This is a genomic window from Agrobacterium sp. 22094 (assembly GCF_052046015.1).
Lineage (GTDB): Bacteria > Pseudomonadota > Alphaproteobacteria > Rhizobiales > Rhizobiaceae > Agrobacterium > Agrobacterium cavarae.
The window spans coordinates 1,193,404-1,209,864 of sequence record NZ_JBQEPX010000001.1; the positions used below are offsets into that span (position 1 = coordinate 1,193,404).

Annotated in this window: 15 protein-coding genes; 5 read left to right on the forward strand and 10 right to left on the reverse strand. The window is 58.0% G+C overall.

What is annotated here, in order from left to right; all coding sequences use genetic code 11:
- Positions 1-20 precede the first annotated feature (20 nt).
- The 3 genes from ACTJK5_RS05695 to mgtE all read right to left on the reverse strand — a co-directional run bounded on the left by ACTJK5_RS05695 (position 21) and on the right by mgtE (position 3,956).
- Positions 21-1,760 (reverse strand): bifunctional diguanylate cyclase/phosphodiesterase, encoded by a 1,740-nt coding sequence (locus ACTJK5_RS05695; RefSeq protein WP_440611982.1) that lies wholly within the window; start codon positions 1,758-1,760, stop codon positions 21-23.
- Positions 1,761-2,132: 372 nt separating this feature from the next.
- A complete protein-coding gene (locus ACTJK5_RS05700; protein ID WP_062426111.1) occupies positions 2,133-2,519 on the reverse strand; it encodes a MerR family transcriptional regulator in 387 nt (128 codons plus the stop codon).
- Between the two features lie 66 nt (positions 2,520-2,585).
- Positions 2,586-3,956 (reverse strand): magnesium transporter, encoded by a 1,371-nt coding sequence (gene mgtE, locus ACTJK5_RS05705; RefSeq protein WP_113266447.1) that lies wholly within the window; start codon positions 3,954-3,956, stop codon positions 2,586-2,588.
- Positions 3,957-4,342: 386 nt separating this feature from the next.
- On the opposite strand from mgtE, the gene ACTJK5_RS05710 reads away from it, so the two are divergent.
- From ACTJK5_RS05710 to ACTJK5_RS05720, 3 genes are read left to right on the forward strand one after another with little or no spacing between them, the layout of a single operon-like run.
- Complete coding sequence (locus ACTJK5_RS05710; RefSeq protein ID WP_440611983.1) at positions 4,343-6,649, forward strand: FdhF/YdeP family oxidoreductase; 2,307 nt, start codon at positions 4,343-4,345, stop codon at positions 6,647-6,649.
- A complete protein-coding gene (locus ACTJK5_RS05715) occupies positions 6,649-6,984 on the forward strand; it encodes a hypothetical protein (protein ID WP_440611984.1) in 336 nt (111 codons plus the stop codon). The genes ACTJK5_RS05710 and ACTJK5_RS05715 overlap by 1 nt, the downstream gene beginning before the upstream one ends.
- A complete protein-coding gene (locus ACTJK5_RS05720; protein ID WP_440611985.1) occupies positions 6,981-7,472 on the forward strand; it encodes a peptide deformylase in 492 nt (163 codons plus the stop codon). The genes ACTJK5_RS05715 and ACTJK5_RS05720 overlap by 4 nt, the downstream gene beginning before the upstream one ends.
- Positions 7,473-7,500: 28 nt before the next feature.
- On the opposite strand, the gene ACTJK5_RS05725 is transcribed toward ACTJK5_RS05720, so the two are convergent.
- On the reverse strand, positions 7,501-7,923 hold the full coding sequence (locus tag ACTJK5_RS05725) for an OsmC family protein (RefSeq protein WP_335322588.1): 423 nt from the start codon (positions 7,921-7,923) through the stop codon (positions 7,501-7,503).
- Positions 7,924-8,155: 232 nt separating this feature from the next.
- Between ACTJK5_RS05725 and ACTJK5_RS05730 the strand changes: the two genes are divergently transcribed.
- Entirely contained in the window at positions 8,156-8,323 is a 168-nt protein-coding gene (locus tag ACTJK5_RS05730; protein WP_111850603.1) for a Thivi_2564 family membrane protein, read from the forward strand.
- A 169-nt stretch (positions 8,324-8,492) separates the two neighbouring features.
- Here ACTJK5_RS05730 and ACTJK5_RS05735 read toward each other — a convergent pair whose 3' ends face one another.
- From ACTJK5_RS05735 to pcsA, 5 genes are all read right to left on the reverse strand, one after another.
- A complete protein-coding gene (locus ACTJK5_RS05735; RefSeq protein WP_062425400.1) occupies positions 8,493-9,566 on the reverse strand; it encodes a BMP family ABC transporter substrate-binding protein in 1,074 nt (357 codons plus the stop codon).
- A 37-nt stretch (positions 9,567-9,603) separates the two neighbouring features.
- Positions 9,604-10,524, reverse strand: a complete 921-nt coding sequence (locus ACTJK5_RS05740; RefSeq protein ID WP_062598324.1) for an ABC transporter permease — start codon at positions 10,522-10,524, stop codon at positions 9,604-9,606.
- The gene (locus ACTJK5_RS05745; RefSeq protein WP_062425401.1) at positions 10,524-11,612 is read right to left on the reverse strand and encodes an ABC transporter permease; all 1,089 of its coding nucleotides are present in this window, start codon (positions 11,610-11,612) and stop codon (positions 10,524-10,526) included. The genes ACTJK5_RS05740 and ACTJK5_RS05745 overlap by 1 nt, the downstream gene beginning before the upstream one ends.
- A complete protein-coding gene (locus tag ACTJK5_RS05750) occupies positions 11,602-13,191 on the reverse strand; it encodes an ABC transporter ATP-binding protein (RefSeq protein WP_440611986.1) in 1,590 nt (529 codons plus the stop codon). Before ACTJK5_RS05750 ends, ACTJK5_RS05745 begins: the two co-directional genes overlap by 11 nt.
- A 166-nt stretch (positions 13,192-13,357) precedes the next feature.
- Positions 13,358-14,089: a phosphatidylcholine synthase gene (gene pcsA, locus ACTJK5_RS05755; RefSeq protein WP_062598080.1), complete on the reverse strand. Its 732-nt coding sequence runs from the start codon at positions 14,087-14,089 to the stop codon at positions 13,358-13,360.
- A gap of 207 nt (positions 14,090-14,296) precedes the next feature.
- Here pcsA and ACTJK5_RS05760 point away from each other — a divergent pair, with 207 nt between their 5' ends.
- Positions 14,297-15,511 carry a UbiH/UbiF family hydroxylase gene (locus ACTJK5_RS05760; RefSeq protein ID WP_313592142.1) on the forward strand — a complete coding sequence of 405 codons (1,215 nt, stop codon included), beginning with the start codon at positions 14,297-14,299 and terminating at the stop codon, positions 15,509-15,511.
- Here ACTJK5_RS05760 and ACTJK5_RS05765 read toward each other — a convergent pair.
- Positions 15,489-16,433 (reverse strand): AEC family transporter, encoded by a 945-nt coding sequence (locus ACTJK5_RS05765; protein ID WP_440611987.1) that lies wholly within the window; start codon positions 16,431-16,433, stop codon positions 15,489-15,491. The genes ACTJK5_RS05760 and ACTJK5_RS05765 overlap by 23 nt on opposite strands.
- Positions 16,434-16,461 lie beyond the last annotated feature (28 nt).

Sequence of the window (16,461 nt, forward strand, 5' to 3'; positions counted from 1 at the left end):
TAACGAGCTCAGGGTCGCAGTCAGGCGCTGATCGCTTCAAGACGGTAATGCTGGGCAGTGTGACACTCCGACATCCAACGGATGAGAGCGTCCGCAGCAATCGGCTTTGACAACCAGTAGCCCTGGAGCTCATCGCATCCCATGACGGTCAGCAGTTCGGCTTGCTCGCGCGTCTCCACACCTTCCGCCACGACCTCGTAACCGAGCGAGTGGCAGAGCGTGATCATGGACTGGACGAGGACGCGCTCTCGGTTGCCTTCCTGCATATCGTTGATGAAGCTGCGATCAATCTTGACGGTTTTGACCGGCAGCTTTTGCAGATAAGATAGGCTGCTGTAACCTGTGCCGAAGTCGTCAATTGATAGCTGAATTCCCGATGCGGCAAGCGTTTCGAGCAGGTCCTGCGACCCTTTCGTCTCCATCATCATCGCCGTCTCGGTTATTTCGAATTCGATCTGGTCGTGATCGACGCCGAAGCGAGCCAGATCGACGCTCAGCCGATCCCAGAAGTCGGCCTCCTGAAGATTGGTGGCTGACAGGTTGATGGAAAGCTTGATGGGAAAACCTTTGGAATTCCATTCGGAAAGTTGCTGGAGGGATGTCGCGATGACCCACATGGTCAATTCACGAGCATAGGCTGACGCTTCGATAACCGGAATGAATTCGGCAGGCGAAATTGGGCCAAGCTCTGGATGGGTCCAGCGCAACAGAACTTCCGCACTCTTGAAAAGACCACTGGCGGCGTCCACCCGTGGCTGAAATACGAGCGACAGCTGCGCGTCGTCGATAATCGCCCGTGGAAACTCGCGCTGGATCATGAAGTTGCGTTGATGCTGCACATCGAGAGATGGGCAAAAAAAGGCGATTTTCGATGGATGAATACGCGCGTCCTGCACTGCACTTTGCAACGACCGTAAAATTTCCTCGGCACTGGTCTCGCCAGGGCGGAAAACCATCGAGCCGATGGACGGCGTCATGGTGATCTGGAACTCGACCTCATTATAAAGCGCACGCATGATCTGCTCTAGAAACGGTCGATAGTCTTCGACCTTCGTACCCCTGGAGACAATGAATGCGAATTGCGTCGGGCCAATATGATAGGCGAATGTTCCCCCATCCAGCTGCTCCCTTAGAATGCGCGCCACCTTGGTCATCAGACCATCGAGATAGGAAATGCCGACGACGCGCATCATTCGGTCGAACTGCGTTGTCTGTGCAAGGTCAATCAGGCTGATGATCTGCTCTGAACCTTTTTCATGAATAGCAAGGTCAGATAGATCGCTCATCAACTGGTGACGGTTTGGCAATCCGCTCGACGGATCAATCCGTCCCATCGAATGGTGCAACTCAATCTGATCCATGACCATAGCAGCGAGATCGGAGAGGGTCGCCATCTGTTCATCGGTGACTTCGAAAGGCTCGATCCCCAAGACACAGAGTGCACCAAGGCCGTAGCCATCCGGTGTTACAAGTGGCACGCCGCAATAGAAACGAATTCCGGCCTGACCTAGCGTGCTGTCGGCATAATAATCGTCTTTCTGCAAATCCTTCACGACCACGGGACGCTTGTGTTCCGCTACCTGCGAACAAGGCGCTTTGTGCCGAGGTATCTCGTTGTGGTCGACGCCCACTTTCGACTTGAACCATTGGCGGTCCTTGTCCGTCAACGAGATGGCTGCAATCGGCAAACCAAAGTAATTTGCCACCAGTCGCGTGATACGATCGAAGTTCTCGCTCGGCATAGTATCGAGTAAGCGCATATTCTTAAGCGCGGAAATACGCGCATGCTCGTCCAACATAAATCTATATACCCATGCCACGCACGAGGATGGCGCGGCGTCGCCGTTGATCAGGGAAACATTTTTTATCAGCCGTGCTTCACGCGAACCGAGAGACACAGTCGGTTGCAGTCACCATTGCGAGCATCATGCCCTGGCTTGAAGATGTGATTTAAAACTAACGCTATAAAACAGTTATATGACTTAACCGTTCCAAAGGGTCTTCAAGCGTGGTTAGCAAAGGATTAATTACGACTGTGGGGATCATGAAGCTAGAATGAAGTTGGGCGCCAGATTGGCGCTACTGAAAGATTTCAGTGCCCAATTCTCAACAGCAAAAGGCGAAACGGTCCGTCAGGTTCCAACGCCGATTTCTGCCAATCGTGTGAGGCAGGCTTCCTCAACATTGTCGAGCTCGGCAAGCGTCTCTTCAATGTCGCGGCGCTTCTGTCGAAGGTCGGCGCGCTTCTCATCGACCTTCTTCATCAGAAGCTCGAGCTGGCCGGATTCACCCGGCGGCTCCTTGTAAACCTGGATGATCTCGCGAATTTCGGCGATCGTAAAGCCGATGCGGCGGCCACGGAGGATTTCCTGAATGAGCCTGCGATCGGCGGCGCGGAACAAGCGCGTACGGCCACGGCGTTCCGGATGGATCAGGCCCTCATCCTCGTAAAAACGAAGAGTGCGGGTGGATACACCGAATTCGCGCGTCAGTTCCGTAATGCTATAATACTTATTCAAGGCTTTGTCCGATTCTGGCTGCCGGACATTATGTTTGACCTTCACGTAAAAGTCAATTTTCGATCATCATCCTGATATGCCGAACCACCAGGTTGCCAGGCCGAGAAATGAGAAGAAGCCGACGATATCGGTCACTGCCGTGACGAAAACGGCGGAAGAAACGGCCGGATCGGCGCCAAACTTATCGAGGAACAGCGGAATAAGAATGCCGGCCAGAGCTGCTGCAAGCATGTTGATCAGCATGGCTGTTGCGATGATGCCGCCGATATTCACGTCGTGGAACCAGATGCCGGCGATAATGCCGATCGCGCAGCCGAAGAGCGCGCCGTTCAACAGGCCCACACCCGCCTCACGTCGGATGATGCGCGCCGCATTATGGATATCGAGGTTCTTGGTGGCGAGAGCGCGCACCGAAACGGTCATCGTCTGCGAGCCGGCATTTCCGCCCATGCCCGCGACGATCGGCATCAGGATCGCAAGTGCCACGACCTGCTGAATCGTGGCGTCGAAAAGTTCGATCACCGAGGCTGCCAGAAAAGCCGTCATCAGATTGATGCCAAGCCACGGCACACGCGATTTGGACGTGCTGGCGATACTGTCGGACAATTCTTCATCGCCGACGCCGCCGAGGCGAAGCAAGTCCTCCTCCGCCTCTTCCTGGATCACGTCCACCACGTCATCGATGGTGAGCACGCCGACGAGGCGACCGTTGCTATCCACGACAGCCGCAGACAGAAGGTCATATTGCTCGAAGAGCTGGGCTGCCTCTTCCTGGTCCATCTCCGCTGGGATGGGATGGTTTGTTTCGTGCATGATGGTTTCGATCTTCACCTGCCGCTTTGAGCGCAGCAGCCGATCGAGATCGAGAGCGCCGACAAGCTTGAAGGTGGGGTCGATAACGAAAATCTGAGAGAAGGATTCGGGCAATTCCTCCTCTTCTCGCAGGTAGTCGATCGTCTGGCCGACCGTCCAGAATGGCGGCACGGCGACGAACTCGGTCTGCATACGGCGACCGGCAGAGCTTTCCGGGTAGTCCAGCGCCCGCATCAGCCTGACACGTTCGGTGAACGGCATCTGCGAGAGAATGTCTTCGCGGTCCTCGCGGTCGAGGTCTTCCAGAATGTAGACGGCGTCGTCCGAATCGAGTTCGCCGATACCGGCAGCGATCTGCTCGTTCGGCATCTGCTCGACGATATCGAGGCGGATTGCTTCATCCACCTCGGTCAGTGCCGTCATGTCGAAGTCGGTGCCCAGCAGGCGCACAAGTGCGTGGCGCTGCTCCGGCTGGATCGATTCCAGCAGGTCGCCCAGTTCGGATTCATGCAGGCGGGCGACGTTTTCGCGCAGGAACAGCACGTCGCGATCGGCGATCGCAGCGCCGACCATGGCGAGAAAATCTGACCGGATCGAGCCGTCTTCGGCATAGATGTCGGCCATCACTTCCGGACGCTTGGCCTCTTCCGTTGCGGGATGATCGTGGTCGGCTTGTGTCAACTTGCGCCCCCTTCTCCGGTCATTGGCCTGCTTTGCAAACGGGCTGGAGATTGTCGTTTAGAACAACAATGTCAACAACCCGTTAGGCAAGAACTGGTTTCATCTTCTTCCTCCCCATCATCGCACCGCAGCGACGGGTGGCTCGATGTCGTCAACGCGCGGACAGGGTGTCGCTAATGGGAAAACGAAACGCGCATCCGTGCAACGCAGAGAATTGATATATGCTAGGTAAGCGCCTATCTGAACAGTTATGCTGCAGTGCAAACTAAGGGTCGGGTGAGTCTTTCTCGGCACCGATCGAGACGAAGCCTTCAAGGAGAGACGTTATAATGGGCAAGATGGATTTCATCGGCAAGCCCTCATCCGCGGCCGGCGGCTGGGGTGCGCTGAAAAGCGTTGGCAAGCGCCTGCTGGAATCCGGAGCACCCCTCTCCAATGCGAAGGCGCTTCTTAAGACCAATCAGCCCGATGGCTTCGATTGCCCCGGCTGCGCCTGGGGCGACCCGGCGCATGGCTCATCCTTCGAATTTTGCGAAAACGGTGTGAAGGCCGTGTCCTGGGAAGCCACGGAGGCACGCGTTCCGCCGAAGTTTTTCGCCGTCCATACGGTGTCCGCGCTGAGCCAATGGTCGGATTACGAACTTGAGAAACAAGGCCGCCTGACGAACCCTCTGCGTTACGATCGTTCGTCCGACCGGTACGTGCGCGTGTCCTGGGACGATGCATTTCGCGAGATCGGCACCATCTTGCGCGGACTCGACAGCCCGGATCGCGCCGAGTTCTACACATCCGGTCGGGCCTCCAATGAAGCTGCCTTCCTCTATCAGTTGATGGTCCGACTTTATGGCACGAACAATTTTCCAGACTGCTCCAACATGTGCCATGAAGCGAGCGGCGTCGGTCTGAAGGCCTCGATCGGTGTCGGCAAAGGAACCGTGCTTCTGGAGGATTTCGAGAAGACCGATGCGATCTTCGTCATCGGCCAGAACCCCGGCACCAACCATCCCCGCATGCTGGGTGATCTGAGGCGAGCGGCACTTCGCGGCGCGCGCATTGCCGTCTTCAATCCGATCAAGGAAAAGGGTCTGCAGCGCTTCAGCGATCCGCAGGACAAGCTGGAGATGATCACCGGCAGTAACACCAAGATTGCTACCAATTACTACCAGCCACGCCAGGGCGGTGACATGGCCGCTATTCGCGGTATCAGCAAGGTGGTGTTCGCGGCCGATGAGGCGGCGCGTGCCGCGGGTCAACCAGCCATCATCGATTACGACTTCCTCACTGGCCATGCCGTGGAGTTCGAGGCATACCGCGCTGCCGTGGATGCAACGAGCTGGGACACCATTCTCGACCAGTCGGGTCTGACACGTGAGGCGATCGAGGAAGCGGCCTCCATCTACATGAATGCCAGTTCCGTCATTGCCACCTGGGCGATGGGCGTCACTCAGCACAAGCACTCCGTCGCTATCGTTCGCGAGATCACCAATCTCATGCTGCTGCGGGGCAATGTCGGGCGCCCCGGTGCCGGCCTCTGCCCGGTCCGCGGCCATTCGAACGTACAGGGCGATCGCACCGTTGGCATCGACGAGAAGGCACCGCCTGCCCTGATTGATGCGCTCGAAAAGGAACTCGGCGTAATGATGCCGCGCAACCGTGGGCACAACACGGTGGAAGCGATCAGCGCCATGCTGGATGGCAAGGCGCAGGCGTTCATCGCGCTCGGTGGCAACTTCCTGCGCGCCACGCCCGACAGCCCGCTGATCATCGAGGCGTTCAAAAAGCAGAAGCTGACCGTCAACATCGCGACCAAGCTCAACCATTCGCATCTTGTGCCAGGAGAAACCTCGTTCATCCTGCCATGTCTTGGCCGCACCGAGATCGATCGCAATTCCGCCGGCCTGCCGCAGATCGTCACGGTTGAGGATTCCATGAGCATGGTCCATGGTTCTGGCGGCATAAACGAGCCGGCATCGCCTGAACTGCGTTCCGAAGTCGCCATCATTGCCGGTATTGCGGAGGCCACGCTTGGCAGTGACCGCGTCAACTGGAACGCCCTTTCGGATGATTACGATCTGATTCGAGACATGATCGAGCGGGTTATTCCAGGCTTCCACGAGTTCAATGAGCGCGTGCGGGTGCCGCGCGGCTTCCATCTGCGCAACGCGGCAGCTGAGCGTGAGTGGCATACACCGGAAAAGAAAGCGGTCTTCTTTACCGGCCCTCTGCCGGAAATGACGGAGCATCAGGAAGCATTGTCGAACGATGGTCTTTTCGTGCTCCAGACCTTCCGCAGCCACGACCAGTACAACACCACCATCTACGGCCTCGATGACCGCTACCGCGGCGTTTACGGCGAACGTCAGGTGATCTTTATGAACCCGAAGGATATGGAGACGCTCGGCGCCCACGCCAAACAGCGGGTCGATGTGATCGGCGAATATGGCGATGGCGTCGAACGGATCGCGAAGGATTTCCGTCTGGTGCCGTACGACATACCGCAGGGCAGCGTCGGCGGTTACTACCCAGAGCTCAACGTTCTCGTGCCGCTACACAGTTATGGCGAAGGCAGCTTCACCCCAACCTCCAAATCCGTGCTGGTGTCGGTGCGACTGCGGGGCGAGGCCGCGGTGGCATAATGGACGAGGAAGACACTGCAACGCGCTTCATGGCCGCGGTGGAAGAACTGCTCCAAATCGCGCCCGCCGGACTTCAACCGACAGGCGCTGCGCTCATTGTCGCGGTCCATATCGGTCTCGGCAGTGACAGTCGCAGCCTTTCAAACAAACTTGGTATTGCCCATGCTTTGGCGCTACGGGAGATCAGCGCACTTTCCGGCACAATGCTCCATATCGTCCGCCGCGAAGCCCGAACACAGCGGACCTTCGTAGAATTGACGGAAGAGGCGAAAGCGCTGGCGAGCACCGCATCCAACGCTTTGAAGGCTTCATCTTTGAATTCCGAGACGTCATGACCGTTCGTACCATCGTCCGATACCCAGCCCCTGCCCTTGCCACCCCATGCGAGCCGGTCGCGACGTTTGGCCCCGACCTCGCCACCCTACAGCAGGACCTTGTCGATACCATGCGTGCAGCACCCGGTGTCGGGATCACGGCGGCCCATATCGGCGTCTTTCAAAGGGTCTTCGTGCTGGAGCTTGAGCCCGGCAAGATTCTAACCTACGTCAATCCCGAGATCATCAAGAGTTCGACAGAGACGATGCGCCATGTCGAGGGCAGCGTTTCCATGCCGGGCATCACCGAGGAACTGGAACGTCCCCCGCAGGTGACGTTACGGTTTCAGGATTTGACGGGCGCCGAGCGGGAGGAGACCGCAGATGGTTTTCACGCCGTCTGCATTCAGCATGAGATCGATCAACTCGACGGCATCTTCTGGATCAAGCGCCTATCGAAGCTCAAGCGCGACCGGCTGATCCGCAAATGGGAAAAGACGCAGCGCTGATTGATCGCCAGCGCAGTTCGGAACGGTATCAGGCGATAGACAGATGAAAGGCCGCCTCGCTGCGCAGCGTATTGCTGACGGTGCAAATTCTCTCCGCTTCATGGGCAATTGCCTGCTTCATCGCCTCGTCAAAATCACCGCTGATCTTCAGCCGCATGTCGAAGCGGAGAATGCGGGCGGGTTCCCCCTCAGACTTTTCTCCCGTCACCTTCGCCTCGACCGCCTCGAACCTATCGAGAACGCCCATGCGGCTTGCGGCAATGCGCGCGCTCAAGGCCAGGCAAGCGGCGAGCGAGGAATAGAGAAGGTCGAGCGGATTGAAGCCAGGTTCGGACGCTGCCGTCACCACGGAGAGATTTCCGCCGGTCGGTGTTGCAATTTGCGGATGACCATTGCGTCCCAAAAGGGCTCTTGCGCCGACGTCCCGCTTCTTAACCCGTAGCTCGCTCACACCATACTCCTTATGCGGTGTTATGATCTTTCAGATTCGCTTCCACCGCTTCCATCTGTGTCCTGTCGCATGTTGGTATCGAAAGACCGCGCAGAACTTTTGCCCGACGTGCTCTCAATCTCCATTTCCCGCAAATTCATTTTGCACAATGGAACCAAATTCTAAATTGCGGCTTTTACTCACGCAACGGTGATCGGGCCGTTCATCGAAACGGAAATAGGAGCTGGGACATATGGTTACCTCGACGCTAGTCAGCATTCTGATCACCTTTCTGGTCATCGTACTGGTGCTGTGGCTTATCGCACGCCTGCCGGTTGGCGGCAGCGCAAAGCAGATCGCTCAGGTCATCGTGATCATCATCGGTATTATCTCGCTGCTGAAGTATCTCGCAGTCTTCTGATAACGATTTTGTCCGATCCGCAGCATCCATATGCGCGGTCAAGACTTGAAAAAGCCCGTCGCTCCATCGGCGGGCTTTTGCTTTTCGGCATGAGCTTCGAGTAAGACGCCTCAATAAGAAAGGGCGCGCAAAACGGATTGCGCGCCCTTTCTCGTGTGAAAACTTCGACTTACTGCGGAAGCTTGTCGTCTACGCCTTCAACGTAGAAGTTCAGACCGAGCAGAACGCCGTCTTCAGCCTTCTCGCCCGCCTTAAGCCACTCCGTGCCATCCTGCTTCTTCACAGGACCGGTAAAGGGGTGAAGTTCGCCGGACTTGATCTTCGCCTCGGTGTCCTCAGCCATCTTCTTCACGTCGTCCGGCATGTTGGTGTAAGGCGCCATCGTCAGAATGCCGTCTTTCAGACCATCCCAAACCGACTCCGACTTCCAGGTGCCATCAAGAAGCGCCTGCGTGCGCTTGATGTAATAGGCGCCCCAGGTGTCGACGATCGCGGTCAGCTGTGTCTTGGGGCCAGCCTTGATCATGTCGGAGGCCTGGCCGAACGCCTTGATGCCGCGTTCTGCAGCAACCTGCATCGGCGCCGTCGTGTCGGTGTGCTGCGTCAGGATGTCGACGCCCTGGTCGATCAGAGCCTTGGCTGCATCGGCTTCCTTGCCGGGGTCGAACCATGTGTTGGCCCAGACGACCTTGACCTTGAAGTCCGGGTTGACGGAACGTGCGCCGAGCAGGAAGGCGTCGATGCCCATCACGACTTCCGGGATCGGGAAGGAGGCGATGTAGCCAGCGACACCCTTCTGCGACATCTTCGCAGCGATCTGGCCCTGAATGTAACGGCCTTCATAGAAACGAGAGTTATAGGTTGCGAGGTTCGCCGCCGTCTTGAAGCCGGTCGCATGTTCGAACTTCACCTTCGGGAACTTCTGCGCAACCTTGACCGTGGCATCCATGAAGCCAAACGACGTGGTGAAGATCAGGTCGCAGCCTGAACGGGCCATGCGCTCGATGGCGCGTTCGGCATCAGGGCCTTCCGGAACGCTTTCGAGGAACGGCGTCTCGATCTTGTCGCCGAAATGCTTCTGCAATTCCTGACGGCCGATATCATGCGCCTGCGTCCAGCCGCCATCCGTGCGCGTACCGACGTAGACGAAGCAGACTTTCTTGGCGTCGGCAGCTTGCGCTGCGGGAACGACCCCGATGATAGCCGCGGCGGACGCGGCCAGTGCGATGATGAGTCTTTTCATTTTTACCCCTGCTTGGTTAGGCATGACTTTCGGATTTTTAGCGATCCGGCACGAACGGTTTGCCGAGCGATGCCGGTGTATTGATCAGCGTCGTGCGCCGATTATGGGAGATGATAATCAACACCACAATAGTTGCTACATAAGGAAGCGCTGAAAGTAGCTGTGACGGCACCCCAATGCCGAAGGCCTGTGCATGCAACTGGCCGATCGTCACTGCGCCGAAGAGATAGCCGCCCGCCAGCACCCGCCATGGCCGCCAGGACGCGAAGACGACGAGTGCCAGCGCAATCCAGCCACGACCGGCAGACATGTTTTCCACCCATTGCGGCGTGTAGACGAGCGAGAGCTGCGCGCCTGCGAGACCCGCACATGCGCCGCCGAACATCACGGCAAAATAGCGCGTGCGGATAACGTTGATGCCAAGCGCATGGGCTGACGAATGGCTGTCACCGATCGCGCGGATTTTCAGCCCGGTGCGGCTTTTGAACAGGAACCAGCTGATACCGAAGACGAGCGCAATCGAGATGTAGAAGATCAGATCCTGGCGGAAGAGGATCGGGCCGATGAATGGAATATCCGAAAGCACAGGAAAGACGATGTTCGGCAGCTTGACGCCTGGCACGCCAACGAAGCTTTCTCCCAACATGCCGGAGACGCCAAGACCGAGAATGGTGAGCGCGAGGCCGGTCGCCACCTGGTTGGTGACAAGCGTGAGCGTCAGGAAACCGAAGAGCAGCGAGAACAGTGCACCCGCCGCGATCCCGGCGAGAATGCCGATATAGGGCGAACCACTCAGATGCGCGGCGGCGAAGGCGCAGACCGCACCGATGACGATCATGCCTTCGACACCGAGATTGAGGACACCGGCGCGCTCAGTGACGAGTTCGCCAAGCGCCGCAATGACCAGCGGCGTTGCGGCGGTAATGACGGTGAGAAGGATCGCCTGAAACATATCCATCATGCGGCTCCTTCACGGGCAGCGCTGCGCGACCAGCGGATGCGGATTTTGTAGAGGATCAGCGTGTCGCAGGACAGGACAAAGAAGAGCAGCAGTCCCTGGAAGACCCGCACGACTTTGTCGGAAATCTGCAGCGACATCTGCACCGCCTCACCACCGAGATAGGTCAGCGAGAGAACCAGCCCTGAGGCGATAATGCCGAGTGGGTTCAATCTGCCGAGAAAGGCAACGATGATGGCGGTGAAGCCGTAGCCCGGTGAAATCGAGGGCTGCAGATGACCGATGGAGCCGGAGACTTCCGAAATCCCGGCAAGGCCTGCCAGTGCGCCGGACAGGAGCAGCGAGAACCACACCATGCCGCGAGAGGAAAAACCGGCAAAGCGCCCTGCCCGCGCCGATTGGCCGAGCACGGTTACCTCGAAGCCCTTCAGCATGTAGCGCATCATGAACCAGAGCGCGACGGCGGCGACGAGCGCAAAGACGACGCCCCAATGGGCACGCCCCGAATCCAGTAGTTCAGGCAGAACGGCGCTTTCGTTGAAAGGCTTGGTCTGCGGGAAGTTGTAACCCTGTGGATCGCGCCAGGCGCCGCGCACCAGCCAGTCGAGAAAGAGCTGCGCGACATAGACCAGCATGAGGCTGGTCAAGATCTCGTTGGTGTTGAACCGCGTCTTCAAAAGCGCTGGAATACCGGCGTAGAGTGCGCCGCCTGCGGCTCCCATGACAAGCATCAGCGGCAGGATCATGGGAGACTGCCAATCGGGGTTCATCACAGGCAGGATGGAGCCGGTGATTGCGCCGATGGTGAACTGACCTTCTGCGCCGATATTCCAGTTGTTCGACCGATAACAAATGGCAAGCCCGACCGCGATCAGAATCAGCGGCGCGGCCTTGACCGCGAGTTCATGCAGGGACCAGACTTCCAGCAACGGCTCGATGAAGAAGCTGTAAAGTGCTCCGACGGGCTCTTTGCCAAGCGCTGCAAAGATGATGGCGCCAACGATAAGCGTCAGCACCAGAGCCAGGAGCGGCGAGAGAATGGCAAAGAGCTTGGAGACCCCTGCGCGTTTTTCCAGTTCAATGCGCATGAACGACCTGCTCCGTATGCCCTGCCTGCCCTGTGCTTCCTGCGTGTACGCCGCCCATCAACAGGCCGATCTTCTCACGCGTCATCTCCTTTGCCGGATAGGCGCTTGAGAGCTGCCCGTCGGAAATAACGGCGATGCTTGATGCCACCTCGAAGATTTCGTCCAGATCCTGGCTGATCACGATGACAGCGGATCCGGCCTTCGCCATGTCCACGAGCGCCTGGCGAATACGGCTTGCCGCCCCCGCATCCACACCCCATGTCGGTTGATTGACGACGAGAACCGATGGCTGTCGATCGAGCTCCCGACCGACGATGAATTTCTGCAGATTGCCGCCGGAAAGCGAACCGGCGAGCGGGTCTTCGCCGCTCTTGCGCACATCCATGTGTTCCGAGATGCGCTTGGCGGCGTTCTTGATCACCGAATGACGGACGACTTTCAGGAAACCGCCGGTGAGGAATGCCTTCTTGTCGGATCGACAGCGCGCCAGGAGAAGATTGTCGGAGAGGCTCATATTCGGCACGGCGGCATGGCCATGGCGCTCTTCCGGGACGAATCCTGCCCCCAGCAACCGGCGGCCATTAACGCCCATGCGACCGACAGGCTTGCCACGCAGGAAAATCGCGTCGTCCTTCGAAACGGGATATTCACCGGACAGCGCGTCGAACAACTCGCCCTGCCCGTTGCCGGCAATACCCGCGATGGCAAGCACCTCGCCCGCGCGCACCTTCATGGCGATATTTTTGAGTGACACGGCAAAGGGCGTGCGTGCCGGAACAGAGAGACCGATGATTTCGACGGCCACGTCACCAATGGTGCATTCGTCGTCGCGCTGAATGCCAGCGACATCGGAGCCAACCATCATGCGCGCCAGAGAGGCGGGCGTTTCCTGGCGCGGGTCGCAGGCCCCCGTCACCTTGCCGTGGCGCAATACAGTGGCGCGATCGCAGATGCGCTGCACCTCTTCCAGACGATGGCTAATGTAAAGCACCGAACGCCCTTCGGCTTTCAGCTTCTCCAGCGTCTCGAACAGGCGGTCCGCCTCCTGCGGTGTCAGCACAGAGGTCGGTTCATCCAGAATGATAAGCCTTGGGTTCTGCAAAAGAGCGCGAACGATCTCGATGCGCTGGCGCTCGCCTACCGAAAGATCGGCAACATGGGCGTAAGGGTCGAGCGGCAGGCCGTATGCCTTGGAGAGTGTTTCAGCTTCCCGCGCAATTTCCTTCAGAGAAATCTTGGGATCGAGCGAGAGCGCGATGTTTTCAGCGACGGTCAGCGCTTCGAAGAGGGAGAAATGCTGGAATACCATGCCGATGCCCAGCTTGCGGGCTTCTCCCGGCGAACCGATCCGAACAGAATTTCCGTTCCAGACGATCTCTCCGCTGGAAGGTTCCAGCACGCCAAAAAGCATTTTGACAAGGGTGGATTTTCCGGCACCATTTTCACCGAGAAGAGCGTGAATTTCACCAGGTGCAATATCGAGATCGATCGCATTGCATGCGGCGAATGTTCCAAACAGCTTGGTCAGCTGGCGCACGGACAAGAGGGGCAAAGCCCCAGACGCAACCGTTTCCGTCACCTGTTCCCCTTTTCACCGATCGCCGCACTTCTATGAGGCTTAACGAGCGGATCGACACCCTTGCACTAAAATTGAGCACTGCTCTTTATGCGTACTAAATCCTTTTTTGTGACGCTGTACAACTGAAAAACAACGATCCAGGGATGGTTTTAAACCACTGTTTTTCTCAGCGGGTTTTCGCCCCAAGAGACGGAGCGAACTGCATAATACCGCCAATGCAATAGAGGTAGATGCCCGTGATCACGACCCCGGCAACAAGCCAGTCCGGCGACTGAAAATGCAGCAGAAGCGAGTATCCACTCAGCACGCACCAGAGCAGGAAAACCGCCATGTTCAGCCACCGGAGCCGCTTCACCCTCACCGGATGCAGGAAGTTGATCGGCAGGAAAGTCAGGATCACCGACACCGTCACGATGATCATGGCGGTGGTGGCGCTGGCATCGATGACGAAGAGCGTGAACACCACCATGTTCCAGACGACCGGGAAGCCCGAAAAGAAGTACTCATCGGTTTTCATGCCCATATCGGCATAATATATCGCGCTGGAGACCACGATCATGCCGGCGGCGACGAAGGACCATGGCTCCCCGATCATGCCACTCTGATAGAGAGCGAACGCAGGAAGCAACACATAGGTGACGTAGTCGATGATGTTATCCAGCGTGTCACCGGACCAGTTGGGAAGGACTTCCTTGACCTGCACCTTGCGGGCGATCGGCCCGTCGATGCCATCGACGAGCAGCGCGAGACCGAGCCACCAGAACATGTCGACGAAACGATGTTCAGCGGCGGCGACGACACCAAGAAAGGCAAGAAAGGAACCGGAGGCTGTTAGGATGTGAACGGAGAAGGCCCGGATTTCGGCATAGGGTACGCGTCTGTAGTTGAAGATCTTCATGACAGCGTAACGGCCCCGCTCTTATTCATTCTCTCTATCCGATATGCGACCATTCACCGCTCTTTGCAACCATGTGAGAATGCTTATCCTCGAACTTAATCAGCATCCGGCTGCGCCGATATGGCAATCTCTGACCAGATGGCTTCTGGATTCAACCGCGCAAAGCCACTATGTGTTGAGCCTCGACTGCAGGAATGGAACAGGACGATGAAGAACTTCGAAGTTGCCGTTGTCGGCGCTGGACTTGCAGGACAAATCGCGGCTTTGGCCATTGCCCGTGCTGGCCGAAACGTCGCGCTCGTTGCGCCTCAATCCGAGAGAGCCGACCGCCGCACGACGGCTCTGATGGATCAGTCCATCCGCTTTCTTGACCGGCTTGGGGTTTGGTCCAAAATCGAACCATCCGCTGCGCGGCTCGCTACGATGCAGATCATCGATGGCACGGACCGTTTGCTGCGCGCGCCGACGGTCGCCTTCCGCTCGTCGGAGATCGGGCTTGCCGCCTTCGGCTGGAATATGCCGAATAGCGCACTGCTCAGCGTTCTTTCGCAAGCTGTTGCGCAGGAGAACAACATCACCCTCGTCGATGCAAGTGTCGATACGGTGGAGGTCGGATCTCATGACGTCTCACTTATGCTGACAAACGGAGAGACGGTTTCGAGCACCTTTGTCATCGGCGCGGATGGCAGACATTCCAAGGTTCGCGAGGCGGCAGGGATCGGAGTTCGAAGCTGGTCCTACCCGCAGACTGCCGTCGTTCTCAATTTCTCGCACACCCGCCCACATGGCAACATCTCAACAGAGTTCCATACCCCGACCGGACCCTTTACCCAGGTTCCACTACCCGGCGATCGCTCCAGCCTCGTCTGGGTCGTCAAACCAGAGCAGGCAGCCGAACTTGCAGCCTTGCCGCTGGAAGCTTTAAGCGAGCGCGTCGAGGAGCGCATGCAGTCCATGCTCGGCACGGTTTCTGTCGAAGAGGGCGTGCAGACATGGCCGCTTTCCAGCATGACGGCCCGCGCCTTCGGCAAGGGACGCGTGGCGCTCATTGGCGAGGCTGGGCACGGCTTTCCGCCGATTGGCGCGCAGGGGCTCAATCTCAGCCTTCGCGACATCATCGTCTTGACCGACATGCTCGGCACATTGACCGGTGGCGCGATCCCGGCAGACGCCGGCGCGACATTCGATCGCCGCCGTCGCGCCGACGTGTTCAGCCGCACGCTGAGTGTCGATCTTCTCAACCGGTCACTTCTGTCCGGCATGCTGCCGATGCAGATGGCCCGTGCGGCGGGACTGCATGTTCTCGGTAATGTCGGTCCGCTCCGCGGTCTCGTGATGCGCGAGGGCATCGAGCCGGGCCGCGGTATCAAGGCCCTGCCCTCGCTGATTATGGGAAGCCTCAGACGCTCGTTGCGCGAATGACATAAAGCACAAGCGAGACGGTGAAGACGGAGAGCACGGTGGAGATCAGAATGGTCGCCGATGCGCGTTCCTGCCACACCTGATAATGCTGGCCGATGACGAAGACATTCGTGGCCGTCGGCAGTGCTGCCAGAAGAACCGCCGTTGACACCCAGATTGGGTCGAAGTTGCCAAAGGATGACATCAGAACGTAAGCCAGCAGCGGATGCAGGATCAGTTTGGCCGGCACGATATAGCTGATCTCTATCGGTACCCGCTTGAGCGGCCGGAGCGCCAACGTCACGCCCATGGCAAAGAGTGCGCAGGGTGCTGCCGATTGTGCCAGATAATCCACCAGTTGCTGCACCGGCTGAGGCGGTTGCCAGGCAAAGATGGCAGCGACGAAACCGACAATTACCGAGATGATGAAAGGGTGCGTCAGCACCTTGCGGGCGACATCGCCTGCAAGTTTCAAGCGGGATCGCTTGTCGTCGCCGGCAATGGCCATCAGAGCCGGTGCGGCAATGAAATGCGCGGCATTTTCGAGACAGACAATAAGCGCGACAGGAACAGCCGCGCGCTCTCCAAGTGCCAGCAAAGCAAGCCCCGGGCCCATATATCCGATATTGCCGTAGGCGCCTGCGAAGCTCTGTATGGTGCAATCGGCAAAACTGTTGCGCCGTACATAGTAGCCGATGAGGAAGATGCAGAGAAAGATCGTGTAGGTGGCGGCGAGGCTCAGCACGACAAAATCCATCCGCGCCAGTTGATCGACGGGTGTGCGGGCAACAAGCTTGAAGAACAGTGCTGGAAGTGCAGCATAAATGATGAAGGTGTTCAGCCAACCGAGTGCTTCGGCGGGTTGGCGTGTAACCCGCGCCGCTACATAGCCGATCAGGATCAGCCCGAAGAACGGAAACAGCAATCCAGCGATTTCAGCCATGGCCCCCTCGCCGTGCAGCTCGTCTTCC

Excerpts from the sequence above, each read along its gene's own strand:
- ACTJK5_RS05740 (WP_062598324.1), bottom strand. The coding sequence starts at position 10,524 with ATGGATATGTTTCAGGCGATCCTTCTCACCGTCATTACCGCCGCAACG.
- mgtE (WP_113266447.1), bottom strand. The coding sequence starts at position 3,956 with ATGGCCGACATCTATGCCGAAGACGGCTCGATCCGGTCAGATTTTCTC.
- ACTJK5_RS05730 (WP_111850603.1), top strand. The coding sequence starts at position 8,156 with ATGGTTACCTCGACGCTAGTCAGCATTCTGATCACCTTTCTGGTCATC.
- ACTJK5_RS05715 (WP_440611984.1), top strand. The coding sequence starts at position 6,649 with ATGGACGAGGAAGACACTGCAACGCGCTTCATGGCCGCGGTGGAAGAA.
- ACTJK5_RS05710 (WP_440611983.1), top strand. The coding sequence starts at position 4,343 with ATGGGCAAGATGGATTTCATCGGCAAGCCCTCATCCGCGGCCGGCGGC.
- ACTJK5_RS05720 (WP_440611985.1), top strand. The coding sequence starts at position 6,981 with ATGACCGTTCGTACCATCGTCCGATACCCAGCCCCTGCCCTTGCCACC.
- ACTJK5_RS05695 (WP_440611982.1), bottom strand. The coding sequence starts at position 1,760 with ATGCGCTTACTCGATACTATGCCGAGCGAGAACTTCGATCGTATCACG.
- ACTJK5_RS05745 (WP_062425401.1), bottom strand. The coding sequence starts at position 11,612 with ATGCGCATTGAACTGGAAAAACGCGCAGGGGTCTCCAAGCTCTTTGCC.
- ACTJK5_RS05765 (WP_440611987.1), bottom strand. The coding sequence starts at position 16,433 with ATGGCTGAAATCGCTGGATTGCTGTTTCCGTTCTTCGGGCTGATCCTG.
- ACTJK5_RS05735 (WP_062425400.1), bottom strand. The coding sequence starts at position 9,566 with ATGAAAAGACTCATCATCGCACTGGCCGCGTCCGCCGCGGCTATCATC.
- ACTJK5_RS05760 (WP_313592142.1), top strand. The coding sequence starts at position 14,297 with ATGAAGAACTTCGAAGTTGCCGTTGTCGGCGCTGGACTTGCAGGACAA.
- pcsA (WP_062598080.1), bottom strand. The coding sequence starts at position 14,089 with ATGAAGATCTTCAACTACAGACGCGTACCCTATGCCGAAATCCGGGCC.